The organism is Rehaibacterium terrae, from assembly GCF_014202935.1.
In the GTDB taxonomy this organism is placed as follows: Bacteria; Pseudomonadota; Gammaproteobacteria; order Xanthomonadales; family Xanthomonadaceae; genus Rehaibacterium; species Rehaibacterium terrae.
The window spans coordinates 13,913-38,721 of sequence record NZ_JACHHX010000014.1 but is presented as its reverse complement, the minus strand read 5'-3'; the positions used below and the strand labels follow the sequence as shown (position 1 = coordinate 38,721).

At 70.7% G+C, this 24,809-nt stretch carries 21 protein-coding genes; 17 read left to right on the top strand and 4 right to left on the bottom strand.

Translation table 11 applies throughout. The features are described from left to right. The first annotated feature begins 1 nt into the window (after position 1). The 12 genes from HNQ58_RS09930 to tkt all read left to right on the top strand — a co-directional run bounded on the left by HNQ58_RS09930 (position 2) and on the right by tkt (position 16,193). Positions 2-637, top strand: coding sequence for a type IV pilus inner membrane component PilO (locus tag HNQ58_RS09930; protein WP_183948765.1), 636 nt, complete (start codon positions 2-4; stop codon positions 635-637). 23 nt (positions 638-660) lie between these two features. Next, entirely contained in the window at positions 661-1,173 is a 513-nt protein-coding gene (locus tag HNQ58_RS09925) for a pilus assembly protein PilP (protein ID WP_183948764.1), read from the top strand. Positions 1,174-1,188: 15 nt separating this feature from the next. Further along, on the top strand, positions 1,189-3,441 hold the full coding sequence (locus tag HNQ58_RS09920; protein WP_246417292.1) for a type IV pilus secretin PilQ: 2,253 nt from the start codon (positions 1,189-1,191) through the stop codon (positions 3,439-3,441). A gap of 504 nt (positions 3,442-3,945) precedes the next feature. After that, complete coding sequence (locus HNQ58_RS09915) at positions 3,946-4,938, top strand: AAA family ATPase (RefSeq protein WP_183948763.1); 993 nt, start codon at positions 3,946-3,948, stop codon at positions 4,936-4,938. 113 nt (positions 4,939-5,051) lie between these two features. Next, a complete protein-coding gene (locus HNQ58_RS09910) occupies positions 5,052-5,963 on the top strand; it encodes a DUF58 domain-containing protein (RefSeq protein ID WP_183948762.1) in 912 nt (303 codons plus the stop codon). Beyond that, entirely contained in the window at positions 5,960-6,424 is a 465-nt protein-coding gene (locus HNQ58_RS09905; protein ID WP_183948761.1) for a DUF4381 domain-containing protein, read from the top strand. The genes HNQ58_RS09910 and HNQ58_RS09905 overlap by 4 nt, the downstream gene beginning before the upstream one ends. Beyond that, a complete protein-coding gene (locus tag HNQ58_RS09900; protein WP_183948760.1) occupies positions 6,417-7,412 on the top strand; it encodes a vWA domain-containing protein in 996 nt (331 codons plus the stop codon). The genes HNQ58_RS09905 and HNQ58_RS09900 overlap by 8 nt, the downstream gene beginning before the upstream one ends. Beyond that, positions 7,409-9,208 (top strand): VWA domain-containing protein, encoded by a 1,800-nt coding sequence (locus HNQ58_RS09895; protein WP_183948759.1) that lies wholly within the window; start codon positions 7,409-7,411, stop codon positions 9,206-9,208. The genes HNQ58_RS09900 and HNQ58_RS09895 overlap by 4 nt, the downstream gene beginning before the upstream one ends. Further along, a complete protein-coding gene (locus HNQ58_RS09890; protein ID WP_183948758.1) occupies positions 9,205-10,881 on the top strand; it encodes a BatD family protein in 1,677 nt (558 codons plus the stop codon). The genes HNQ58_RS09895 and HNQ58_RS09890 overlap by 4 nt, the downstream gene beginning before the upstream one ends. A gap of 115 nt (positions 10,882-10,996) precedes the next feature. Next, positions 10,997-12,541 carry an alanine/glycine:cation symporter family protein gene (locus HNQ58_RS09885; protein WP_183948757.1) on the top strand — a complete coding sequence of 515 codons (1,545 nt, stop codon included), beginning with the start codon at positions 10,997-10,999 and terminating at the stop codon, positions 12,539-12,541. 49 nt (positions 12,542-12,590) lie between these two features. After that, positions 12,591-13,862, top strand: coding sequence for a dicarboxylate/amino acid:cation symporter (locus HNQ58_RS09880; protein WP_221301248.1), 1,272 nt, complete (start codon positions 12,591-12,593; stop codon positions 13,860-13,862). A gap of 327 nt (positions 13,863-14,189) precedes the next feature. Next, on the top strand, positions 14,190-16,193 hold the full coding sequence (gene tkt / locus HNQ58_RS09875) for a transketolase (RefSeq protein WP_183948755.1): 2,004 nt from the start codon (positions 14,190-14,192) through the stop codon (positions 16,191-16,193). 100 nt (positions 16,194-16,293) lie between these two features. On the opposite strand, the gene HNQ58_RS09870 is transcribed toward tkt, so the two are convergent. The 4 genes from HNQ58_RS09870 to HNQ58_RS09855 all read right to left on the bottom strand — a co-directional run bounded on the left by HNQ58_RS09870 (position 16,294) and on the right by HNQ58_RS09855 (position 18,144). Further along, positions 16,294-16,902, bottom strand: coding sequence for an OmpW/AlkL family protein (locus HNQ58_RS09870; protein ID WP_183948754.1), 609 nt, complete (start codon positions 16,900-16,902; stop codon positions 16,294-16,296). A 109-nt stretch (positions 16,903-17,011) separates the two neighbouring features. Further along, a complete protein-coding gene (locus HNQ58_RS09865; RefSeq protein ID WP_183948753.1) occupies positions 17,012-17,383 on the bottom strand; it encodes a rhodanese-like domain-containing protein in 372 nt (123 codons plus the stop codon). Between the two features lie 13 nt (positions 17,384-17,396). After that, complete coding sequence (locus HNQ58_RS09860) at positions 17,397-17,738, bottom strand: ArsR/SmtB family transcription factor (RefSeq protein WP_221301247.1); 342 nt, start codon at positions 17,736-17,738, stop codon at positions 17,397-17,399. A gap of 16 nt (positions 17,739-17,754) precedes the next feature. Further along, positions 17,755-18,144, bottom strand: a complete 390-nt coding sequence (locus HNQ58_RS09855; protein ID WP_183948752.1) for a rhodanese-like domain-containing protein — start codon at positions 18,142-18,144, stop codon at positions 17,755-17,757. 156 nt (positions 18,145-18,300) lie between these two features. Here HNQ58_RS09855 and HNQ58_RS09850 point away from each other — a divergent pair, with 156 nt between their 5' ends. The 5 genes from HNQ58_RS09850 (at position 18,301) to HNQ58_RS09830 (ending at position 24,777) form a co-directional block, all read left to right on the top strand. Then, entirely contained in the window at positions 18,301-19,581 is a 1,281-nt protein-coding gene (locus HNQ58_RS09850; protein WP_183948751.1) for an NAD(P)/FAD-dependent oxidoreductase, read from the top strand. Positions 19,582-19,658: 77 nt separating this feature from the next. Continuing rightward, the gene (locus tag HNQ58_RS09845) at positions 19,659-19,862 is read left to right on the top strand and encodes a YgaP family membrane protein (RefSeq protein ID WP_183948750.1); all 204 of its coding nucleotides are present in this window, start codon (positions 19,659-19,661) and stop codon (positions 19,860-19,862) included. Between the two features lie 7 nt (positions 19,863-19,869). After that, positions 19,870-20,934, top strand: a complete 1,065-nt coding sequence (locus HNQ58_RS09840) for an efflux RND transporter periplasmic adaptor subunit (RefSeq protein WP_183948749.1) — start codon at positions 19,870-19,872, stop codon at positions 20,932-20,934. Then, complete coding sequence (locus HNQ58_RS09835) at positions 20,927-24,166, top strand: efflux RND transporter permease subunit (protein WP_183948748.1); 3,240 nt, start codon at positions 20,927-20,929, stop codon at positions 24,164-24,166. The genes HNQ58_RS09840 and HNQ58_RS09835 overlap by 8 nt, the downstream gene beginning before the upstream one ends. Further along, positions 24,163-24,777, top strand: a complete 615-nt coding sequence (locus HNQ58_RS09830; RefSeq protein WP_183948747.1) for a Tll0287-like domain-containing protein — start codon at positions 24,163-24,165, stop codon at positions 24,775-24,777. Before HNQ58_RS09835 ends, HNQ58_RS09830 begins: the two co-directional genes overlap by 4 nt. The last annotated feature ends 32 nt before the right edge of the window (positions 24,778-24,809 follow it).

Here is a 24,809-nt window from a genome sequence, read left to right as displayed (position 1 = left end):
AATGAGCAAGAAGGTCGACCTGCGCAATCTCGACTTCAACAACGCCGGCGCCTGGCCGACCGGCCTGAAGCTGGCCTTCTGCGGCATCGTCGCCTTGGTCATCGTCGGGCTGGCCTGGTTCCTGTTCGTCGCCGACCGCCGCACCCAGCTGGAGTCATTGGAACGGCAGGAGCAGAACCTGCGCGCCGAGTTCGAAACCAAGCAGGGCCGCGCGTCCAACCTCGAGCCGCTCAAGCAGCAGCTGGCGCAGATGGAGACCATGCTGCTGCAGCTGCTGCGCCAGCTGCCGAGCAAGACCGAGATGCCCGACCTGATCGTCGACATCTCCCAGACCGCGCTGGCCAGCGGCATCAGCAACGAGTTGTTCCAGCCGCTGCCCGAGGTGCCGAAGGAGTTCTACGCCGAAAAACCGATCGCGCTGCGCATGATCGGCACCTACCACCAGTTCGGCGCCTTCGTCAGCGGGGTGGCCTCGCTGCCGCGCGTGGTCATCATGACCATGCACGACATCTCGCTGCGGCCGCGCGAAGGCCGCGGCATCACCTCCAGCGGCCCGCTGGTGCTGGAAGGCACCGTCAAGACCTACCGCTACCTCGACGACGACGAGGCGGCCGGCAGCGCCGCAGGGAGTCCGTGACCATGACGGCGAACACGATCAGGATGACTCTGTCCCGTGCCCTGCCGCTTGGGCTGTGCGTGTTGCTGCTGGCCGGCTGCGGCCGCGGCACGGCCGACCTGGAGGCCTGGGTGGCCGAGGTGAAGAACCGCCCGCCGCCGCCGCTGGATCCGCTGCCGGTGATGCAGCAGTTCGAGACCTTCGAATACGCCGCGCAGGCGCTGCGCGATCCGTTCAGCCCGCCGGTCGGCGATCGCGCCACCGGCGCCGCCACGGGGCCGCGTCCGGACCCGGACCGCCGCAAGGAAACGCTCGAGACCTTCCCGCTCGACAGTCTGGACATGGTCGGCACGCTCGGCAGCGGCGGGCAGTTGTGGGCGCTGGTGCTGGCGCCGGACCGTGTCGTGCATCGTGTCCGGCCCGGGAATTACCTGGGGCAGAACGACGGCCGCATCACGGCCGTGTACGAAGACCGCATCGAACTTGTCGAATTGGTGCCCGACGGCGCAGGTGGCTGGCAGGAACGCCGGGCTTCCATCGCCCTGGACGAACAGTGATTGGGGGATAGCACGATGACCGCGATGAACATCAATCGCCAGCAAGCGCGGCACGGCCGCTACGCCCGCCTCGTCGGCCTCGGAGTGTGGCTGTGCGCGCTGGCCCTGCCGGCCTGGGCGCAGCAGAACACCCTGCAGGACATCCGCTACCAGGCGGGGGCCGGCGGCAAGGTCGACATCGTCCTGCAGCTCGCGCGGCCGATGAGCGAGGTCCAGGCCTTCACCACCGACGACCCGCCACGGATCGCCATCGACCTGCCCGATACCGCCAACGCGCTCACCCAGCGCCGCGTCACGATCGGCAGCGGCGCCACCAGCGCCGTGTCCGCCGTCGAAGCCGGTGGCCGCACCCGCGTGGTGATCGACCTGTTCCGCGCCGCCGCCTACGAGACCCGCGTCGAGGGCAACAACCTGATCGTTTCGGTCGCCGGTGGCGCCGGCACCGTCGCCGCCGCTGCCGCGGCCAACCCGGTCGACCCGGCCAAGCGCCCGCCGGCCGCGGTCAATCTCGCCAACATCGATTTCCGTCGCAGCGAGGAGGGTGCCGGCCGCATCGTGCTCAGCTTCGACGGCGAGGGCGCCGCGGCCGACATGCGCAGCGAGGGCGGCCGTGTGGTGATCGACGTGGTCAACGCGCACATCCCGGAGAATCTTCGCAAACGCCTGGACGTGGTCGATTTCGCCACCCCGGTGCAGACCATCGACGCGCGCAGCAATGCCGGCGGCACCCGCCTGACCGTCAACGCCAGCGGCGCCTTCGAGACCCTGGCCTACCAGACCGGTAACGAGTACGTGGTCGAGGTGGTGCCGGTGCGCGAGACGCAGGCGGTGGCCGGCACCATCGGCGCGCTGCCGGTCAAGCGCTACACCGGCCGGCCGGTGACCTTCAACTTCCAGGACATCCCGGTGCGCACCGTGCTGCAGCTGGTCGCCGAGGAGTCCAACCTCAACGTGGTGGCCGCCGATTCGGTGCAGGGCAACGTCACCCTGCGGCTGGTCAACGTCCCCTGGGACCAGGCGCTGGACATCGTCCTGCGTGCCAAGTCGCTGGACAAGCGCCAAGAGGGTAACGTCATCTGGGTGGCGCCGCAGGCCGAGCTGGCCGCCTACGAGCAGGCCAAGGAAGACGCCCGCATCGCCATCGAGCAGCGCAGCGAGATGATCACCGAGTACATCCCGGTGAACTACGGCAGCGCCGAGGACATCGCCAGCCTGCTCACCGACGAGAGCAAGAGTGCCCAGGGAGGCGCGGCCGGCGGCGCGGCCGGCGTCGTGTCACGCGGCTTCCTCTCGCCGCGTGGCAGCGTCAGCTTCGACCGCCGCACCAATACCCTGCTGGTCATCGACATTCCCAAGAAGGTCGAGGAGGTCAAGCAGCTCGTGGCCCTGCTCGACCGCCCGGTCGACCAGGTGCTGATCGAGGCGCGCATCGTCATCGCCACCGATGACTTCGCCCGTGATCTGGGCGCGCGGTTCGGCATCAGCGGCAACAAGGACAACGCCTACTTCAGCGGCAACCTCGAAACCAATAGAGACAACCGCAATTCCGACGTCAGCACAGCGATCGAGAACGCCAACCGCCTGCGGCAGTGGGAGATCGAGCGCCAGACCAACCCGGGCGCCCCGCCGCCGGTCCTGACCGCGCCGAGCATCACCCGCGGCCTCAATGTCAACCTGCCGCTGCAGAACCAGGCCGGCGCGCTGGCCTTCTCGATCCTCAACGCCGGCTACCTGCTCGACCTGGAACTGGCCGCGATGCAGACCGAGGGCCGCGGCGAGGTCATCTCCAACCCGCGCATCATCACCAGCAACCAGCGCGAGGCGGTGATCCGCCAGGGCGACGAGGTCGGCTACGTCACCATCTCGCCGCAGCAGGGCGGCAACAACATCCCGATCCCGAACGTGCAGTTCAAGGAAGTGCTGCTGGAGCTGAAGGTCACCCCGACCATCACCCAGGACGGCCGCGTCTTCCTCGACATGGGCGTGAAGAAGGACGAGATCGCCAGCTTCGTGTCCACCTCGATCGGCGACGTGCCGCAGATCAACACCCGCGAGGTCAACACCGCAGTGCTGGTCGAGAGCGGCCAGACGGTGGTGATCGGCGGTGTGTACGAGTTCAAGTCGCGCGAGGACGTGAGCAAGGTGCCGTTCCTGGGCGACGTGCCCATGCTCGGCAACCTGTTCAAGCGCAAAGGCCGCAGCAACCAGAAGGCCGAGCTGCTGATCTTCGTCACCCCGCGCATCCTCAACGTCGCCCCGCGCCCCTGACGGAGGGTCACGGACGCGCAGACACGAAGGGCCGCATTGCGGCCCTTCGTCTTTCCGGGCTTCGTTGCCGGACCGGTCGCCGCGCCGCCGCGGCCGCCGGCTGCGGCCGTCTTGCGGGAGCGGCCATGGCCGCAGCCGGCGCCCTGGCGGTGCATGCACCGCCACCATGGCGGCTCCCACAAAGAGGGCCGCAGCGACCATCAGACCCGTCCGGCTGCAGGAGGCGTAAGCCGCGATCCCGAAACGAGGAGTGAGTGCAGATGAGTGGGAAGTGAGCGAAAGCGTCGGCTGGTCGAAGTCAGCTTTTCTCTCACTTCTCGCTCCTCTCCACTCGTTTCCGGCTTCGGGGCAACGTCCTCTGCCGTCGGTGGGGCAGCTTTCGTCACTTGCCACGGGGGCAGCGAGCGCCGAGGCTGACGGTTCCGGCGCCGGGGTGGCGTTCGTCGTGTGAACCCGCGCCCCGACCGCTGGTCAATCCCCACCGGTACCCGACAGACTCGCCACATGGACATGCCCACCCAAGACGCCGCCGCGCTGCACGCGGCCTTCCGCGCGCTGCGCGAGGACCTGGCCCGCAGCATCGTCGGCCAGGCCGGGCTGATCGACCGCCTGCTGATCGCCCTGCTGGCCGACGGCCACCTGCTGGTCGAAGGCGCGCCCGGCCTGGCCAAGACCACGGCGGTGAAGGAACTGGCCGCGCGCATCGAGGCCGACTTCCATCGCGTCCAGTTCACCCCGGACCTGCTGCCGGCGGACCTGACCGGCACCGAGATCTGGCGCCCGCAGGACGGCCGCTTCGAATTCCAGCCCGGCCCGCTGTTCCACAACCTGCTGCTGGCCGACGAGATCAACCGCGCCCCAGCCAAGGTGCAGTCGGCGCTGCTGGAGGCGATGGGTGAGCGGCAGATCACCGTCGGCCGCGTCACCTACCCGTTGCCGGCGCTGTTCTTGGTGATGGCGACGCAGAACCCGATCGAGCAGGAGGGCACCTATCCGCTGCCCGAAGCGCAGCTCGACCGCTTCCTGATGCACGTGCGGATCGGCTATCCGCAGGCCGAGGCCGAGGTCGAAATCCTGCGGCTGGCGCGGGAGCGTGCGCGCGCCGAGATGCAGCGTGCGCCGGCCGCCGCGCAGCGCCTGTGCCAGGCCGAGATCGTCGCCGCCCGCGAGGCGGTGCTCGATCTGTATCTGGCCCCGGCCTTGGAGCGCTACATCGTCGAACTGGTGCTGGCCAGCCGCGACGCCGCCGCCTACGACGCCACGCTCGCCCGCCGCATCGCCTGGGGCGCCAGCCCGCGCGGGTCGATCGCGCTGGAGCGCTGCGCCCGCGCCCGTGCCTGGCTGGACGGCCGCGACTATGTCGCGCCCGAGGACGTGCAGGCGGTCGCGCCGGACGTGCTGCGTCATCGCATCCTGCCGAGCTATGAGGCCACCGCCGAGGGCTGGGACGGCGACCGTCTGGTCGCCGAGCTGCTGGCGCGCGTGCCGTTGCCGTAGGCCAGCGACGCTGAGGTCGCCAGCTCGATGCAAGTGCAGCGCACAGGCCGCAGCGAGTCTGGCCCGCATGCCGGGAAGCCCGTGATCACGCTTGCTCCGAGTCCCGAGTCCCGATGAGTGAACTCCCCGCCACCGCTTCCGGCCTGCGCCCCGATCTGGCCGAACTGATCGCACTGCGTGAGGCGGTGCGCGCCTGGCCGCCGGCGCGGCGGGCGGCGCGGTCGACCCACGGGCCAGCCAGTTCGGCGCTGCGCGGGCGCGGCATGGAGTACGCCGAGTCGCGGCCGTATTCGCCGGGCGACGAGGTGCGGCACATCGACTGGCGCGTCACCGCCCGCACCGGGCGCGCGCATACCAAACTCTTCCACGCCGAGCGCGAACGGGTCACGTTGCTGGTCTGCGACACCGATCCGCGCCTGTATTTCGGCACCCGCGCACGCTTCAAGTCGGTGCAGGCGGCGCGCGCCGGGGCGCTGCTGGCCTGGGCCGCGCAACGCGCCGGCGACCGCGTTGCCGCGCTGCGCGGCAGTCGCGGCGAGGCGCCGGTGGCGCCGGCCGGCGGCGCGCGCGGCGTGCTGCATGTGCTCGGCGCGCTGGCGCGCTGGTATGCCGGACCGCCCGCAGCCGACGACGGGCTCGACCACGCGCTGCGCAATGCCGCCCGCCTGCTGCACCCGGGCGCGCGCGTGCTGTTGCTGGCCGACCCGCACAGTCTGCGGGACGTGCCCGACGCACGGCTGGCCGCGCTGTCGGCGCACATGGACGTGGCCTGCGTGCTGCTGGCCGATCCGCTGGAACTCGACCCGCCCGTCGCGCGCCTGCCGATCCAGGCCGCGCAGCGCCACGAACTCGACCTGGGCGATGGGCGGGTGCGCGCGGCGTGGATGGAGACCTTCGCCGCCCGCCTCGATGCCGCGCAGGCGCGGCTGACGCGCCTGCGCGTCGGCTGCCGCGTGCTGCGCAGCGACGACCCGATCGAACCGCTGCTCTCGCTCTGGCAGGCCCGCCAGGCGGAGGTGGCATGAACCTGCCGCCGCTGCGCGACATCCATCTGCCGCCCGAGCCGGGCCTGTGGCCGCCCGCGCCCGGGTGGTGGGTACTGATCGCGCTGGCGCTGATCGTCATCGTCGCGCTCGCTCGCCGCGCCTTGCGCGCCTGGCGCCGCCGCCGCCGTCGTCGCGCGCTGCTGGCCGAGTTCGACACGGCATTGGCCACCGCGCGCGACGCCGCCGAGGAAGCCGCCGCGCTGTCCTCGCTGCTGCGCCGCGCCGCGCGCCTGCGCGACCCGGCCGCGGCCGCCCTGGCCGGCGAGGCCTGGCTGCGCTTCCTCGATGGCGACGACCCGCGCCGCGCGTTCTCGCAGGGCGTGGGGCGTGCGCTTTTGGAGGCGCCGTTCCGCCCGTCCGCCGGCGACTGGCCGCGCGAGGCGCTGCGTGCGCTGGTTCGAGACCGGCTGCTGACACTGGCGGAGCCGGGTGATGCCTGAGTTTGTCTGGCCCTGGCTGCTCGCCCTGCTGCCGCTGCCGTGGCTGTGGCAGCGGCTGCTGCCGGCCGCGCGCAGCCACGCCGCGGCGCTGCGGCTGCCGCATCGCCAGGAGATCGCCGCGCTCGCCGGCATCGCGCCCGGTCGCGCCGGCCTGCGTGGCGCGCCGCGCTGGCTGTGGCTGGTGTGGGCGTTGCTGTGCGTGGCGCTGGCGCGACCACAGGCGCTGGCCGAGGCCGACATGCCGCCGCGCAGCGGCCGCGACCTGATGCTGGCGGTGGATCTGTCCGGCAGCATGAGCGAGACCGACATGCGTCTGGCCGGGCGGCCAGTGGATCGGCTGACCGCGGTCAAGGCGGTGCTCGCCGACTTCCTCGACCGCCGCGCCGGCGACCGGGTCGGCCTGGTGCTGTTCGGCCAGCGCGCGTACGCGGTCACGCCGCTCACCTTCGATCTGGAAACCGTACGCCAACAGGTGCTCGACAGCGTGGTCGGCCTGGCCGGTCGCGAGACGGCCATCGGCGACGCGCTGGCGCTGTCGGTCAAGCGGCTGCGCGAGCAGGCCGATCCCGAGCGCCCGAACCCGAACCGGGTGATCATCCTGCTCACCGACGGGGTCAACAACGCCGGTGTGGTGCCGCCCGAGAAGGCGGCCGAACTGGCCGTACTCGAGCGTATCCGCGTCCACACCATCGGCTTCGGCGGCGAGGTGCGCAGCGGCGCGTTCGGGCTGCCGTTCGGGCGCAGCGAGCCGGAGATCGACGAGGATGCGCTGCGCGCGATCAGCGCGCGGACCGGCGGCCGCTTCTTCCGCGCCCGCGACACCGACGAACTGGCCGGCATCTACGCCGAGCTCGACCGGCTCGAAGCCATCACCCACGAAGGCCGGCCGCAGCGCCCGCGGCGCGAGCTGTATCCCTGGCCGCTCGGCACGGCGCTGGTGCTGACCTTGCTGGCGCTGGCGGTGCCGCGGCGGGAGGCGCGCGCATGAACCTCACCGCGCTGTGGCCGCATTTCCTCCGCCCGGAATGGTTCTGGGCGGTGCCGGCGTTGCCTGTCGTCGTCTGGCTGTGGCGGCGTCGCCAGACGCGGGACGACGTGTGGCGGCGGGCCGTCGATCCGCACCTGCTGCCGGCCCTGCTCGAAGCCGCACCGCCGCGCCGTCGCCACCTCGGCCTGTTCGGCATCGTGCTGGCCTGGACGCTTGCGGTGACCGCGCTGGCCGGCCCGGCCTGGCGGCAGCAGCCGGTCGAACTCTGGCAGAGCGACGCGCCATTGGTGGTCGCGTTGGAGCTGTCGAGCGCGATGTCGGCGGCCGATACGCCGCCGAGCCGGCTGCTGCGCGCACGCCTCAAGCTGGCGCAACTGCTCGAACTGCGCCAGGGCGGGCCGATCGCGCTGCTGGCCTACGCCGGCGATGCCTTCACCGTCGCCCCGCTGACCGACGACGTCGGCAACCTGCGCAACCTGCTCGACGCGCTCGATCCCACGCTGATGCCGGTCGACGGCCAGCGCGGCGACCGCGCCATCGCCCATGCCCGTACGCTGCTCGCCAATGCCGGCCATGCGCGCGGCGACATCCTGCTGATCGCCTCGGCTTTCGACGACCCCACCGCCGTCGTGGCGTCCGCCCGCGCGGCGCATGCCGCCGGTATCCGGGTCTCCGCGCTTGCCGTCGGCACCCCGGAAGGCGCACCGGTGCGGCAGGCCGACGGCGGTTTCGTCACCGATGGCGCAGGCCGGCTGCGCATCGCGCGGCTGGACGGCGACGCGCTGCGCGCCGTGGCCGAGGCCGGTGGCGGACGCTTCGCCGTCCTGCAGGCCGACGCCTCCGATCTGCAGACGCTGGATGTGCTCGACCCGCGCGCCGCGCAGGCGCAGGCCGGCGGGGGCGAGGCGCTGCGCTGGCACGACGCGGGCTACTGGCTGCTGCCGGCCTTGCTGGCGCTGGCGCTGCTTGGCTTCCGCCGCGGCGTGCTGATGGTGCTGCTGGTGGGCGCGCTGTGGCTGCCGGCGCCGCCGGTGCAGGCGGTCGACTGGGCTGCGCTGTGGCTGCGCGACGACCAGCGCGCCTGGCGCGCCCTGCAGGACGGTGACGCCGAACAGGCGCGCCGGCTCGCCCACGATCCGGCATTGGCCGGCGCCGCCGCCTATCGCCAGCAGGACTGGGAGGCCGCCATCGCCGCCTGGTCGCAGCGCGACGATGCCGTGTCGCATTACAACCGCGGCAATGCGCTCGCGCAGGCCGGGCGGTTCGACGCCGCCCTGCAGGCCTACGACGAAGCACTGGCGCGCGATCCCGACTTCGCCGATGCCGCCGCCAACCGGCAGGCCCTGCGGGACTGGCTGGCGCAACAGCCGCCGCCGGAAGCGGGCGCGGGCGGCGAGGGCGAGCCCGGCGAACCCGACGAGAAATCCGAGCGCGCGCAGGGCGAGAAGGGTGACGCTTCCGGCGAGTCTTCGCCGCCGGAGGAGGGCGACGACTCGTCGGGCGAATCCGGTCCGCAGCAAGGCGCCGAAGGCGAGCAGGACTCGCCGCTGAGCGAGGAGGAGGCCGCCGCTGCCGAGCAGGCGCTGCGCGAGGCCATGCAGCAGGCGCTGGAGCAGGGCCGGTCGCCGGCTGAGGACGAATCTCCGCTCGATGCCGCCGCGCTCGCCGAGGAGGAGCAGCGCCGCGCCATCGAACAGTGGCTGCGCCGCGTGCCGGACGATCCGGGCGGCCTGCTGCGGCGCAAATTCGCGCTGGAATACCAGCGTCGACTCAGCGAAGGACACCCGCCCCGATGAAGCGGTCGCTATTTCCGACGTTATCGCTGGCGCTCGCGTGCCTGCTGCTGTCCATCGACGCCACCGGTGCCACCCCGCGCGCCTGGCTCGACCGCGACCGCATCGAGCTGGGCGAGACGGTGACGCTGAACATCGAGGTCACCGACAGCATGGCGCGGCCGGATTTTTCGCCGCTGGCCGCCGACTTCGACATCCGTGGCAGTTCCAGCCGCAGCGAGGCCAGCATCGCCAACGGCCGCGCCGTCACCCGCGCGCTGTGGGCGGTGGCGCTGGAGCCGCGCCGCATCGGCGAACTCACCATTCCGCCGATCGCCGTCGGCAGCGACCGCACTGCGCCGCTCACCCTCACCGTGACCGCGCCACGCCCCCGCTCGGCCGCCGCCGGCGACCCGGTGTTCCTCGAAACCGAAATCGAAACCACCACGCCCTACGTGCAGCAGGCGGTCGTCTACACCGTGCGCCTGCATTACACCGTCACCCTGCTCGAAGGCCAGCTCGACGCGCCCGAGCCGGCCGGCGCCGTGCTGCGCCGGCTCGGCGAGGACAGCAACTACGTGCGCGTGCTCGACGGCATCCGCTACACCGTCGTCGAGCGCCGCTACGTGCTGATCCCCGAACGCAGCGGTGCGCTGGAGCTGCCGCCGGCACGTTTCCGCGGCCGCACCCTCGGCGGCGCCGGCTCGCGCTTCGGCACCGGGCAGATCCTCAACGCGCTCGGCGAGCCGTTCGTGCTCGAAGTGCGGCCGCGCCCGCCCGCTGCCGCCCGGCCCTGGTTGCCGGCACGGCGCATCGAGCTGCGCTTCGAGGACGCGCCGGACACCGCCCGCGCCGGCGAACCGTTCACGCTCACCGTGCGCGCCGAGGCCGAAGGCATCACCGCCGAGCAGTTCCCGGAAATCGCACTGCCCGCCATCGACGGCGTGCAGATCTATCCCGAAGCCCCGGCCGTGCGCGAGCGCGTGCGCGACGGCCGTCCCGTGGTCGAGTGGACGCGCCGTTTCGCGGTCGTCGCCGCCCGGCCGGGCACGCTCGCGATTCCCGCGTTCGGCATCGACTGGTGGGACGTGGAGCATGACCGCGCCGCGCGTGCCGAACTGCCGGCGTTGCGCATCGCCCTGCAGCCCGGCATCGGCGTCCCGGTCGCAACGCACGCGCCGCCCACGGCGGCGGTGCCCGCTGCCGAGCCGACGGACGCGCCCCGGACCGATGCGCCGGCCTCCGCCATCGGGCTGCCCTGGCCGTGGCTCACCGCCGGACTGGCGGCGCTGTGGCTGGCGACCCTGGTTTGGGGCTGGCGCCGGGGGCGCGCGACGGTGTCGGCGTCGCGCAGCCGCGATGCCGGTGCGGCGTCGCCATCGCGACCTCCGCCGGTGTTGCGGCGCGCACTGGCGCAGGGCGATTTGCCGGCCATCACCGAGGCCCTGCTCACCGCCGCCCCGCCGCCGCGTCCGCACGGTCTGACGGCGCTGGCCGAAAGGTTGTGCGACCCCGCACAGGCCGAAGCCGTGCGCGCGCTCGATGCCGCGCGCTGGGGCGGTGGCGATGGCGAGGTCGCGCTGGCGCGGCTGCGGGAGGCTTTCCGTCGGCCGCCGGCGTTCGCTGCCCCGGCGGGGCGGATGAGCGGCGAGGCCGCATTGCCGCCGCACTACCCGGCGCACCGGCGCGGCGAGTGACGGCGCCCGTCGTGGTTGCACTGCAACATCGCCGGCCCGACCCGCGGCACTGAGCCGGCCGGGACGGCTGGTGTATGCTCCGGGGCTTCGTGTGAATTCCCAAGGGGACGGTCGAATGCTGTATCGCCTGCTTGCCGCGGTTTCCGCGCTCCTCGCAGTCCTTCCGACGCCGGCCGCCGGGGCGGGCCTGGACGAGCGCATCGATGCCGCCGTCGCACCGGTCGCCGACGCCATCTCGTCCGCGATCTTCTATGCGGTGCCGGTGAACGGCAACCAGTTCCCGCTGATCGTCGGCTGGCTGATCCTGGCCGGCATCGTCTTCACCCTGTACTTCCGCTTCATCAACATCCGCGGCTTCGCGCACGGCTTCCGCCTGCTGCGCGGCGACTACACCGACCCGAAGAATCCCGGCGAGGTGAGCTACTTCCAGGCGCTGACCTCGGCTGTCTCCGGCACGGTGGGCCTGGGCAACATCGCCGGCGTGGCGGTGGCGATCACCATCGGTGGGCCGGGCGCGACGTTCTGGATGATCCTGGCCGGCCTGCTGGCGATGTCGACCAAGTACGTCGAATGCACGCTGGGTCTGATGTATCGGCTGGAAAAGGCCGACGGCACGATCTCCGGCGGCCCGATGTACTACCTCAGCCGCGGCCTGGGCGCGAACTATCCCAAGCTCAAGACCTTCGGCTGGGTGCTCGCCATCGTCTTCGCGGTCTGCACCATGCTTGGCGCGATCGGCGCCGGTGCCATGTTCCAGGCCAATCAGGCCTATTCGCAGATGCTCGCCGCCACCGGCGGCGCGACGGGTTTCCTGGCCGGCAAGGCCTGGCTGTTCGGCCTGGGCTACGCGGTGCTGGCCGGCGTGGTCGTGATCGGCGGCATCACCCGCATCGGCAACGTCACCGCCAAGCTGGTGCCGAGCATGGCCGCGCTCTACATCCTCGCCTGTCTGGTGGTGCTGTTCAGCAACGTCGGCCAGATTCCTGCCGCGATCGGCGCCATCCTCGACGGCGCCTTCACCGCCGAGGGCGTCACCGGCGGCGTGCTCGGCGCGCTGATCGTCGGCTTCCGCCGCGCGGCGTTCTCCAACGAGGCCGGCCTGGGTTCGTCGGCCATCGCCCACTCCACGATCAAGACCAAGGAGCCGGTCACCGCCGGCATGGTCGCGCTGTGGGAGCCGTTCGCCGATACCGTGGTGATCTGCACCATGTCGGCGCTGGTCATCATCATCACCGGCGCCTACATCGGCGGCGAGGGCGTGGAAGGCGTGCAGCTGACCTCGGCCGCGTTCGCCACGGTGATGCCGTGGTTCCCGCCGGTGCTGGCGGCGATCGTGTTCCTGTTCGCCTTCTCCACCACCATCACCTGGGGCTACTACGGCGCCAAGGCGGCCAGCTTCCTGGCGCGGGAGTCCAAGGCCGTGCTGTACGGCTTCAAGTTCTTCTACCTGGCGATGGTGGTGGTCGGCTGCACGATGCAGCTCGGCAGCATCGTCGATCTGGCCGACGGCCTGCTGTTCATCATGGCGATCCCGAACCTGATCGGCGTGTACCTGCTGATGCCGGTGGTCAAGCGCGAGACCGACCGTTACTGGGCGCGGCTGCGCTCGGGCGAGATCCGCAGCTACCGCCGGGCCAGGGCGGCCGCACCGGAAGCCTGACCGGACGCCGCCGATGTCCCCGCAGTCCGCCTCCCCTTCGCACGCCGGCATGCCCCTGCACACGCGGATGCTGGTCGGCTTCCTCGTCGGCGCCGGCGCCGGCATCGCGGCGAACGTGTTCGCCGTCGATGCCGGCTGGCTCAACGCGCTGATCGGCTACGTCACCGATCCGGTCGGCCAACTGTTCCTGCGCCTGCTGTTCATGCTGGTGATTCCGCTGGTGTTCTCGGCGCTGGTGCTGGGCGTGGTGGAGATCGGCGATCCACGCGCGCTGGGCCGGATCGGTGGCAAGACGCTGGTGTGGATCCTGGTGGTCACCGCCTGCGCGGTCACCATCGGCCTGGTCGCGGTCAATCTGCTCAAGCCCGGCCAGGGCTTGCCGCCGGAGGTCGGGCAACAGCTGCTCGCCGAGGCTTCCGAGCGCGCCGGCGAGATCGCGGCGCGGCGCGAGGACATCTCCGGCATCGCCATCCTGCTCAACATCGTGCCGCGCAACCCGGTGGCCGCCGCCGCCAACGGCGACCTGATCGCGGTGATGTTCTTCGCGCTGATGTTCGGCATCGCCGCCACGGTGGTGCGCAGCGAGGGCACGCGCAGCTTCGTCGGCGCGGTGCAGGGCGTGTACGACATCTGCCTGAAGCTGATCGGCTGGGTGATCCAGCTGGCGCCGTACGCGGTGGCCGCGCTGCTGTTCTCGATCACCGCCAAGCTCGGCTTCGACGTGCTGGTGCAGCTGGCGCGCTATGTCGGCACGGTGGTGCTGGCGCTGGCGATCCACTTCTTCGTCGTGTTCCCGCTGCTGCTGCGCGCCTTCGGCGGGATGTCGCCGCTGGCCTTCTTCCGCGGCGCCGAGCCGGCGTTGCTGACCGCGTTCTCCACCTCGTCGAGCAGCGCCACGCTGCCGACCACGCTGGCGGTGACCGAAGAGCGGCTCGGCGTGCCGCGCCGGGTGGCGCGTTTCGTCTGCACCCTGGGCGCCACCGCCAACATGAACGGCACGGCGCTGTTCGAGGGCGTGACGGTGCTGTTCCTGGCGCAGTTCTTCGGCGTCGAGCTGACCCTGCTGCAGCAGGTGATGATCCTGGCGCTGTGCATCCTCGGCGCGGTCGGCGCGGCCGGTGTGCCGGGCGGCTCGCTGCCGGTGATCGCGATGATCCTGGCGATGTTCGGCATCCCGCCCGAGGGCATCGGCCTGATCCTGGGCGTGGACCGCTTCCTCGACATGTGCCGCACCGTGGTCAACGTCGGCGGCGACATGGTCGGCTCGGTGGTGATCGCCCGCAGCGAGGCCCGCGCCGAGGAGCTGCAGGAAGTGGCCTGACCGGCAGCCAGGAGCGACAGCACGCACGGAGAAGGCGGAGAAAACCCGAGGGCGCGGAGCAGGTCGAAGCGTGTCGACAGGGGCCTCAGAGGCGACCCTAAACCTCAGGCGGCCCTAGGTATGCCCTTTCTCCCGCTCTCCCGCTTTCTGTAGCGTTCTCCGTGCGTGCTGTTGCTTGAGTTTTCGGCCTAGCACTGCATCCGCCACGCCGGCAACCGCGACAGCGGCGGCGGCGAATGGGACAATAGGCCGCCCGTCGCGCGACGGGCATCGCCCTCCGACGCCCTGCTGGCGCTTTCCGCGCCCGCCCGAGACGTGCCCGATGCCATGACGACGCCTTCCCGCCGCGAACTCGCCAACGCCATCCGCTTCCTCGCCATCGACGCCGTCGAGGCCGCCAAGTCCGGCCATCCCGGCATGCCGATGGGCATGGCCGACATCGCCGAGGTGCTCTGGAACGACTTCCTCAGCCACAACCCGAACAATCCGGATTGGCCCAACCGCGACCGCTTCGTGCTCTCCAACGGCCATGGCTCGATGCTGCAGTACGCGCTGCTGCACCTGGCCGGCTATGACCTGCCGCTCGACGAGCTCAAGCGCTTCCGTCAGCTCGGATCGAAAACGCCGGGCCACCCCGAGAACTTCATGACCCCGGGCGTGGAGACCACCACCGGCCCGCTCGGGCAGGGCTTTGCCAATGCGGTCGGCAAGGCGCTGGCGGAGAAGCTGCTGGCGCAGCGCTTCAACCGTCCCGGCTTCGAGATCGTCGATCACCACACCTGGGTGTTCCTCGGCGACGGCTGCCTGATGGAGGGCATTTCCCACGAGGCCGCCTCGCTGGCCGGCACCTGGGGCCTGGGCAAGCTGATCTGCTTCTGGGACGACAACCGCATCTCCATCGACGGTGACACCGCCGGCTGGTTCACCGACGACACGCCGGCGCGTTTCGAGGCCTATGGCTGGCAGGTGATCCGCCATGTCGACGGTCACGATCCCGACGAGATCGCGCAGGCGATCCGCACCGCCAAGGCCGAGACCGCGCGCCCGACCCTGATCTGCTGCCGTACCGTGATCGGCTTCGGCGCGCCCAACAAGCAGGGCAAGGAGAGCACCCACGGCGCGCCGCTCGGTCAGGACGAGGTCGCCGCCGCCCGCGCCCATCTGAACTGGCCATACGGCCCGTTCGAAATCCCCGAGGCCATTTACGCCGGCTGGCGCGCCAACGACCGCGGCGCCGCGCGCGAGGCGGCGTGGAACCGGCTGTTCGACGATTACGCCAGGCAGCATCCCGAGCTCGCCGCCGAGTTCGGCCGCCGCCTGCGCGGCGAGCTGCCGACGGGTTTCGCCGCCGGCGCCGACGCCTACATCGCCCGGCTGCAGGCGGAAGGCCCAACGGTCGCCTCGCGCAAGGCCTCGCAGATGGCGCTGGACGCCTACGGCCCGCTGCTGCCGGAGCTGATCGGCGGTTCGGCCGACCTGGCGCATTCCAACCTCACCCTGTGGAAGGGCAGCAAGCCGGTCACCTCCGGCGACCCGGACGCCAACTACGTCTACTACGGCGTGCGCGAGTTCGCGATGACCGCGATCTCCAACGGCATCGCCCTGCATGGGGGCTTCATCCCCTACGACGCCACCTTCCTGGTGTTCAGCGACTACGCCCGCAACGCGGTGCGCATGAGCGCACTGATGCACGCGCACGCGATCCACGTCTACACCCACGACTCCATCGGCCTGGGCGAGGACGGCCCGACCCACCAGCCGGTCGAGCACCTGGCCTCGCTGCGCTACATCCCGAACAACGATGTCTGGCGCCCCTGCGACGCCGTCGAATCGGCGGTGGCCTGGAAGGCCGCGATCGAACGTCGCGAGGGGCCGAGTTGTCTGGTGTTCTCGCGCCAGAACCTGGTCCACCAGCACCGCACTGCCGCCCAGCTCGCCGACATCGCGCGCGGCGGCTACGTGCTGCTGGATCCGCCCGAGGCGCGCTTCGACCTGATCCTGATCGCCACCGGCTCGGAGGTGGAGCTGGCGATGCAGGCGGCGCGCCAGCTCGATGCCGAGGGGATCCGGGCGCGGGTGGTGTCGATGCCGTCCACCGAGGTCTTCGACCGCCAGCCGCTGGAATGGCGCGAGGGCGTGCTGCCGTCGTGGTGCCGCAGGCGCGTGGCCATCGAGGCCGGTGTCGGCGACTACTGGCGCAAGTACGTGGGCCTGGACGGCGCGGTGATCGGCATCGACACGTTCGGGGCCAGCGCGCCCGGCGACGTGCTGTTCAGGCATTTCGGCTTCACCGTCGAGCGCGTGGTCGAGGTGGCGAAAGCGCTGCGCTGATCATTGTCGGTGCGACAGAGAGCAGAACGGCGCCCGAGGGCGCCGTTCTGCTCTTCATGACCGCATCCGCGGCGGCTCGATGCCCGGATGCCGATGCCGCTCAGAACCGATAGCCGAGATACAGCCCGTACACCAGCGGGTCGACGTTGGCGGTGCCGATCTTGGCGCCGTCGAGCTTCACGTCGGCGTCGATGTCGATCCAGCGTGCCTCGGCGACCACGTCCCAGCGATCGCTCAGCTTGAACACCAGGCCGGCCTGCGCCGCCAGCCCCCAGCTGTTGCCCAGACCCACGCTGGCGCCGGCCACCGGGCCGGTTTCGCGCTCGCTGTAAGTCCAGGTGTAGTTCACGCCCAGTCCGACGAACGGGTTCACCTGGCCGTCGGGCGCGAAGTAATACTGCAGGCTCAGCGTCGGCGGCAGGTGCTTGAAGTCCACCGCGCGCGCGCCGTTGAGCGAGACCGTGTGTGAGAACGGCGTGGCGGCGAGCAGCTCGACCGCGATGTTCGGCGTGAAGTGGTAGCCCAGGATCAGGCCGAGCTGGGTGTTGCTGTCGATGTCCACGCGCAGCGCGCCGCCGGCAAGGCTGCCGTTGTTCGATTTGGGTTCGACGTGCGCCGGGCCGACGCGGACGAACCAGTCGTCGGCGTGGGCCAGGCCACCGGCGAGCACGAGCGCCGTGGCGAGCAGGGTGCGAGGGAAGGTGTGCATGTGCATGTGTCGTCCTCGTGGGGATGGGAGCGGCACGCAGTATGCGTGCGTGCGGACGACGCTGTTTTGAGGATGATCAAGGCCGGGCGCGATGCCGGTGGCGGGTGCGTCAGCCCTTGCGCTGCTGCAGCGGCAGGCCGTGGTCGAGCCAGGCGATCATCCCGCCGCGCAGGTTGAAAAGACGCATGTCCGGGCAGGTCGAGAGCAGGGCCATCGCCGCGCGCGAGCGCGCCCCGCTGCGGCAGACCAGCAGCAAATCCTGGCGCTCCGGCGACAGGCCGCGGCGGTGCAGTGCGGTCAGGCCGAGGCTGCGGATCTCGCCCAGCGGGATGTGGGTGGCGCCGCGCAGGCTGCCGGCGGCGAATTCGTCGGCCTCGCGCACGTCCACGATCAGCGCGCCGTCGTCGATGCGGCGCACGGCGTCGGCCGGGGACAGGTCGCGCGGGTCGCGCGCGAACAGCGCGCGCAGGCGTTTGAGCATGGCGGCGCGTCCGTCAGGGGCAGGTCGACCCGCCACCGCAGTAGACCCGGTGCAGCACCTGGATGATGTCGTGCACCGGGCCTTCGGCCAGCGAATAGTAAATGGTCTGCGCCTCGCGGCGCGTGTTCACCAGCCCTTCTTCGCGCAGCACCGCCAGATGCTGCGACAGGGCCGACTGGCTGAGGTCGAGCCGTTCGTTCATCTCGCCCACCGACAGCTCGCCCTCGGCGAGCATGCACAGCACCAGCAGCCGCCGCTCGTTGGCCAGGGCCTTGAGCAGGCGGGCGGCGTCGCCGGCATGGGCGCGCATGGTTTCGGCGTCGGGAAGTGTGGCCTGGGTCGGGTGTGTGCGCATCGGCGGGGAGGTTTGCTCAGCGAAGGTGCAGAGGCAGGCCCTGCTCGCGCCAGGCGGTGATGCCGCCGGCCAGCGAGCGGACCCGGGTGAAGCCCATCCGCTGCAGATTGTAGGCGGCCAATGCGGAGCGCCCACCGGTACGGCAGTAGACCACGATGTCGCGGTCGCGCGCCGACAGTGCCGGGTCGGTGACGCAGGCGACGGCCGGATGCGCCTCCACCTGGAACTCCAGCACGCCACGCGGAATGTTGATGGCACCGGGCAGGTGGCCGGTCTCGAACTCGGCCGGCTCGCGCACGTCGATCAGGACGATGTCGTCGGCCAACCGCGGGGCCAGTGCCTCCGGGGTCAGTTCACGGATCCGCGCACGGGCTTCGGCGACGAGGGTGTTGGCGCTGAGGGTCATGGGGCTTGCCTTGAGTATCAGTTGACACTAATATAAGCATCAGCTAATTTAGTGTCAACTTTACATGCAGCGTCGGGCTTGACTCCCGTCGACGCCCGCGGCCGGCAAGGGGCGCAAGCTCGGGCCACGGGTATCCGCCAACCACAGGAGATGGGCATGGCCAGGATCGTCGTGATCGGCGCCGGACTCGGCGGCATGAGCGCCGCCTATGAGTTGCGCGAAACCCTCGGCAAAGACCACGCGATCACCGTGGTCGGCGATGGCGACCGTTTCAGCTTCACGCCATCCAACCCATGGGTGGCGGTGGGTTGGCGCAAGCCCGAGCAGATCACCCTGCCGGCCGGCGAATACCTGGGCAAGCACGGCATCGCCTTCACCGGCAGTCCGGCCGCACGCATCCTGCCCGAAGAGAAGGCGGTGGAAACCGCCGACGGCCAGCGGCTCGACTACGACTACCTGCTGATCTGCACCGGCCCGCAGCTCGCCTTCGACGAAGTGCCGGGGCTGGGGCCGGACGGCGGCCATACCCAGTCGGTGTGCACCACACCGCATGCCGAGCACGCCTGGCGGGCGTGGGAGAAATTCCTTGAGAACCCCGGCCCGGTGGTGGTGGGCGCGGTGCAGGGGGCGAGCTGCTTCGGCCCGGCCTACGAATTCGCGATGATCCTCGACGCCGACCTGCGCCGCCGCAAGTTGCGCGACAAGGTACCGATGACCTTCGTCACCAGCGAGCCTTACGTCGGCCACATGGGCCTGGGAGGCGTCGGCGACTCCAAGGGACTGATGGAGTCGGAATTCCGCCAGCGCCACATCAAGTGGATCACCAACGCCAAGGTTGCCGCTGCCGGCGAGGGCCGGCTCCAGGTCATCGAGCACGACGACGAAGGCCAGCCGAAGAAGGAACACGTGTTGCCGTTCGCCTACGCGATGCTGCTGCCGGCCTTCCGTGGCGTGCCGGCGGTGGCGGCGGTGGAGGGGCTGTGCAACCCGCGTGGCTTCGTGATCGTCGATGCGCATCAGCGCAGCCCGAAATACCCGGAGATCTTCGCCGCCGGCGTGTGCGTGGCGATCCCGCCGGTGGAGCCGACGCCGGTGCCGACCGGCGCGCCCAAGACCGGCTTCATGATCGAGTCGATGGTCACCACCATCGTGAAGAACATCGAGGCCGAGCTGGAGGGGCGCCCGCCGGACTACCAGGGCACCTGGAATGCGGTGTGCCTGGCCGACATGGGCGATACCGGCGCCGCCTTCGTCGCGCTGCCGCAGTTCCCGCCGCGCAACGTCACCTGGGCCAAGGTCGGCAAGTGGGTGCACCTGGCCAAGATCGCCTTCGAAAAATACTTCCTCTACAAGATGCGCCACGGCACTTCCGAGCCGGTCTATGAGAAATACGTGCTCAAGGCGCTGGGCATCGAGCGGATCAAACCCCAGGGCTGAGCGCGACGCGGGCCGAGCGATCGGCTGCCGGCCCGCGGCTCCCTCACCCGTCACCGACATCCTCAAGGAGCAAAGCCATGAACCTCGACCGTGCCGTCCTCGCCTTCGCCGGCGTGATGATCCTGATCAGCGTCGCCCTGGTGTATTTCGTGTCGCCGTGGTGGCTGCTGCTGACCGCTTTCATCGGACTGAACATGCTGCAGGCCGCGTTCACCGGTTTCTGTCCGGCCGCGAAGATCTTCGCCGCCTTCGGCGTCAAGTCCGGCTGCGCCTTCCGTTGAGGTCGACATGATGCTACGCACGTTTGCGTTGGTGGCGCTGGCGGTCGGACTGGCCGCCTGCGGCCGGGATCAGGCGGCCGAGGTGGCCAGTACCGAGCCCCCGCTGGCCACCTTGACCGTCGAGCCGGGCGCGGCCCCGCGTGAGCGGGTTTGGGATGGCGTGGTCGAGGCGGTGGACCAGGCCACGCTGTCGGCGCAGACCGGGGGGCGCGTCACCGAGTTGCCGTTCGACGTCAACGACTACGTCAAGGCTGGCGAGGTGGTGGTGCGCTTCACCGATGTCGAGCAGCAGGCCGCCCAGCGGCGCGCACAGGCGGCATTCAATGCCGCCGAGGCGGCCTTCCGGGAGGCCGAGGCCGATTACCGGCGCATCGCCGAGATGTACGAACGGCAGCTCGTCTCGCGCGCGCAGTTCGATCAGGCCACCGCCCGTCGCGATGCCGCCCGCGCCCAGCTCGACGCCGCCCGCGCCGCACTGCGCGAGGCCGGCGAGCAGGTCGACTACACCGTCATCCGTGCGCCGTACTCGGGCATCCTCACCGAGCGCCATGTCCGTGTCGGTGAAACCGTGCGCCCGGGGCAGCCGCTGGTGTCGGGGCTGTCGCTGGCGAGGCTGCGCGTGCATGTGGATGTGCCGCAGAGCGACATCGATGCGCTGCGCGAACACGGCAAGGCGGCGGTGCTGCTGCCCGATGGCCGCCGCATCGAGGCCGAGAGGGTGACCGTGTTCCCCTACGCCGACCCGGCCACGCACAGCTTCAAGGTGCGGCTGGATCTGCCCGAGATCGAAACCGGCCTGCACCCGGGCATGACCGTGAAAGCGGCGTTCGTGCTCGGCGAGTCCGAGCAGTTGCGGGTGCCGGTATCGGCGCTGGTGCGGCGCAGCGAGGTCACCGCGGTGTACGTGGTGGACGGCGCGCGGGTAAGCCTGCGCCAGGTGCGGCTGGGCCATCGCGTCGGCGAGGAGGTGGAGGTGCTGGCGGGGCTGTCGCCCGGTGAGCGCATCGCCGCCGATCCGCTGGCTGCACGCCTGTGGCTGGCGGGTGCGCTGACGGAGCGTGACGATGGCTGAGCGCATGGGTATCTCCGGGCGCCTCGCCGCCGCCTTCCAGGCCAATCCGCTCACGCCGATCCTGGCCATCGCCGGCCTGCTGCTGGGTCTGGTCGCGGTGATGATCACCCCGCGCGAGGAAGAGCCGCAGATCGACGTGACCATGGCCAACGTGTTCGTGCCCTTCCCGGGCGCGCCGGCCGAGGACGTCGAGAACCTGGTCACCTACCCGCTGGAGCAGGTGCTCTCGGAGATCGAGCAGGTCAAGCATGTGTACTCGACCAGCCGCCCCGGCATGGCGGTGATCACGGTCGAGTACGAGGTCGGCGTGCCGCGCCAGACCGCCATCGTGCGGCTCTATAACCAGGTCTATTCCAATGCCGACTGGGTGCCGCCGGGCCTGGGGGTCGGCCAGCCGCTGGTGCGGCCGATGGGTATCGACGACGTGCCGGTGATGAGCCTGACGCTGTGGACCGACGACCCGCAGCGTGGCGCCACCGAGTTGGCCGAAGTCGCCCATACCCTGGAAACCGAACTCAAGCGCGTGCCTGGCACCCGCGACGTGTACACCATCGGCGCGCCCGACCGCGCCGTAGTGGTGCAGCTCGATGCCACCCGGCTGGCCGCCTACGGGCTGGCCGCCGAGGACATCGCCGGCGCGTTGCAGGCGGCCAACCTGGTCGTGCAGGCTGGTGAGCGCGTCAGCGCCGAGGGCGTGCGGCCGATGACGGTCGGCACCTTCCTGGCCGACGCGCAGGAGATCGCCGAGCTGACCATCGGCCTGCACGAGGGCCGGCCGGTGTACCTGTCGGACGTGGCGCGGATCGAACGCGGCGCCGACATTCCCTTGCGTTATGCCTGGCATGGCGCGCCGGCCGGGCGCGACGCGCGACCCGCCGACGGCATCGCCCCGGCGGTGACCATCGCGGTCGCCAAGAAGCCCGGCAGCAACGCCGCCGACATCACCTCGGCGATCGCCGAGCGTGTCGAGCGCCTCAAGGGCAGCCTGATTCCCGAGGGCGTGGAGGTCACGCTCACCCGCGACTACGGCTACACCGCCACCGACAAGGCGATGAAGCTGATCCAGAAGCTGGTGTTCGCGACCATGTCGGTGGTACTGCTGGTGCTGGTCGCGCTGGGCTGGCGCGAGGCGGTGGTGGTCGGCACGGCGGTGATCATCACCCTGGCGCTGACGCTGTTCGCCTCCTGGGCGATGGGCTTCACCATCAACCGCGTGTCGCTGTTCGCGCTGATCTTCTCGATCGGCATCCTGGTCGACGACGCGATCGTGGTGGTCGAGAACATCCACCGCCACATGCGGCTGGGCGGCAAGACCCTGCGCGAGGCGATTCCGCCGGCGGTGGACGAGGTCGGTGGCCCGACCATCCTCGCCACTTTCACCGTGATCGCCGCGCTGCTGCCGATGGCCTTCGTCAGCGGCCTGATGGGACCGTACATGCGGCCGATCCCGATCAACGCCTCGGCCGGCATGCTGCTGTCGCTGCTGGTGGCGCTGATCGTGACGCCGTGGCTGTCGCTCAAGCTGCTCTCGCGCCATCTGCAGGCGCACGGTGCGCATTCGCCGGAAAGCGAGGCCGTGCGCGCCTCGTGGCTGCACCGTCTGTTCGAGCGGGTGATGACGCCTTTCCTCGGCCGCGGCCGCGACGCCGGCAGGCGCCGCCTGGGCATGTACGGCGCAATGGTCGTGCTGGTCGGTCTGGCGGCCGGCCTGGCCGTGGTGCAGTGGGTGGTGCTGAAGATGCTGCCGTTCGACAACAAGTCCGAGCTGCAGGTGGTAGTGGACCTGCCCGAGGGGCGCACGCTGGAGGACACCAACCGCCTGCTGCTGGAGCTGGCCGCCGCGCTCGACGAGGTGCCCGAGGTGCTGCACTACCAGGGCTATGCGGGCACGTCCGCGCCGGTCAATTTCAACGGCCTGGTGCGCCAGTACTACCTGCGCAGCGGCGCGACCATGGGCGACCTGCAGGTCAACCTGGTCGATCGCCGCGAGCGCAAGCGCAAGAGCCATGACATCGCCCGCGCCGTGCGTCCGGCCCTGGCGGCCATCGGCGATCGCCATGGCGCCTCGGTGAAAGTGGTGGAGGTGCCGCCCGGCCCGCCGGTGATGGCGCCGCTGGTGGCCGAGATCTACGGCCCCGATTACGCGGTGGCCCGCGAGATCGGCCGCGCGCTGGAGCAACGTTTCCGCGCCACCGAGGGGATCGTCGACGTCGACAGCAGTGTCGAGGCCGAAGCCGAGCGCGAGCTGGTGGTGGTCGATCGTGCCCGTGCGGCACGCCTCGGCGTGAGCCAGGCGGCAGTGGCGCAGACGCTGCAGATGGCGCTGTCCGGTCACGATGCCACCTTCCTGCGCGACGGCGCCTCCAAGTACGCGGTGCCGGTGCGCCTGCGGCTGCCGGCCGGCGATCAGGCCAGTCTCGACCAGTTGCTGGCCTTGCGGGTGCGCGCGAACGACGGCCGGCTGGTGCCGTTGTCGGAGCTCGTGCAGGTCCGTCGCGATGCCTGGGAGGGTGCGATCCACCACAAGGATCTGCTGCCGGTGGTGTACGTCACCGCCGACGAGGCCGGCGCGCTCGACAGCCCGCTGTACGGCATGTTCGATCTGGTCGGCCAGCTCCGCCGCGAGACGGTCGCCGGCCATTCGCTGACGCAGCACTTCTTCGCGCAGCCGGCCGACACCGACCGTTTCGCGATCAAGTGGGACGGCGAATGGCAGATCACCCTCGAGACCTTCCGCGACATGGGCCTGGCCTATGCCGCCGGCATCGTGCTGATCTACCTGCTGGTGGTCGGCCAGTTCCGCAGCTACGTGGTGCCGCTGATCATCATGGCGCCGATCCCGCTGACCGTGATCGGCGTGATGCCGGGTCATGCCCTGCTGGGTGCGCAGTTCACCGCCACCTCGATGATCGGCATGATCGCGCTGGCCGGCATCATCGTGCGCAACTCGATTTTGCTGGTGGACTTCATCAACCACGCGCTGGTGCAGGGCCAGTCACTGGAGTCGGCGGTGATCGACGCCTGCGCGGTGCGCGCGCAACCGATCGTGCTGACCGCGTTGGCGGCGATGGCCGGTGCGTTCTTCATCCTCGACGATCCGATCTTCAACGGCCTGGCCATCTCGCTGATCTTCGGCATCCTGGTCTCGACCGTGCTGACCCTGGTCGTCATTCCGCTGCTCTACTACGGCTGGCTGTGCCGCGGGCACGTGCCGGCCAAGGAGGCCGCATGAACCGTCATCTGCTACCGATCATTCTGGCCGCGACCGTGCTGATGGCCTGCCAGCCGGCCACCGATCCCACGCCCGCCGAGCCGCAGGTCGGACCACCCGATGCCGACGAGGCGTCGCTGGCGCGCGCCGAGGCGGCCATCGGCGAATTGGGCATGCGCCTGCGCGCTGCATTGCAGGGGCGCATGCAGGCCGAAGGCCCACTCGGTGCGATCGACTTCTGCACCGTACAGGCGCCGGTGATCGCCAGCGAAGTGATGCAGGCGCATGGCGTGCGGCTTGGCCGCACTTCCGAGCGCGTGCGCAATCCGGCCAACGCCGCCACCGAGTGGCAGGCGGCGGTGCTGCGCGATTTCGCGGCCAACGTCGCCGCTGGCGAGGCGCCCGAGGCGCAGCGCGCCGTGTTGCGCGACGGCTTACCCGACGGCGTGGCCTTGCGCTTCATGCGCGGCATCCGCGTCGAGGCGCCGTGCACGCTGTGCCACGGTCGCGAGATCGACCCGGGCATCGCCAAGGCGATCGCGGCCAACTACCCGGACGATGCCGCCACCGGCTACCGCGAGGGCGAGCTGCGCGGCGCGTTCTGGGTCGAGGTGCCCGCCGGTATCCATTGACGGCGTGCTACAGCAAGCCACGCACGGCAGAC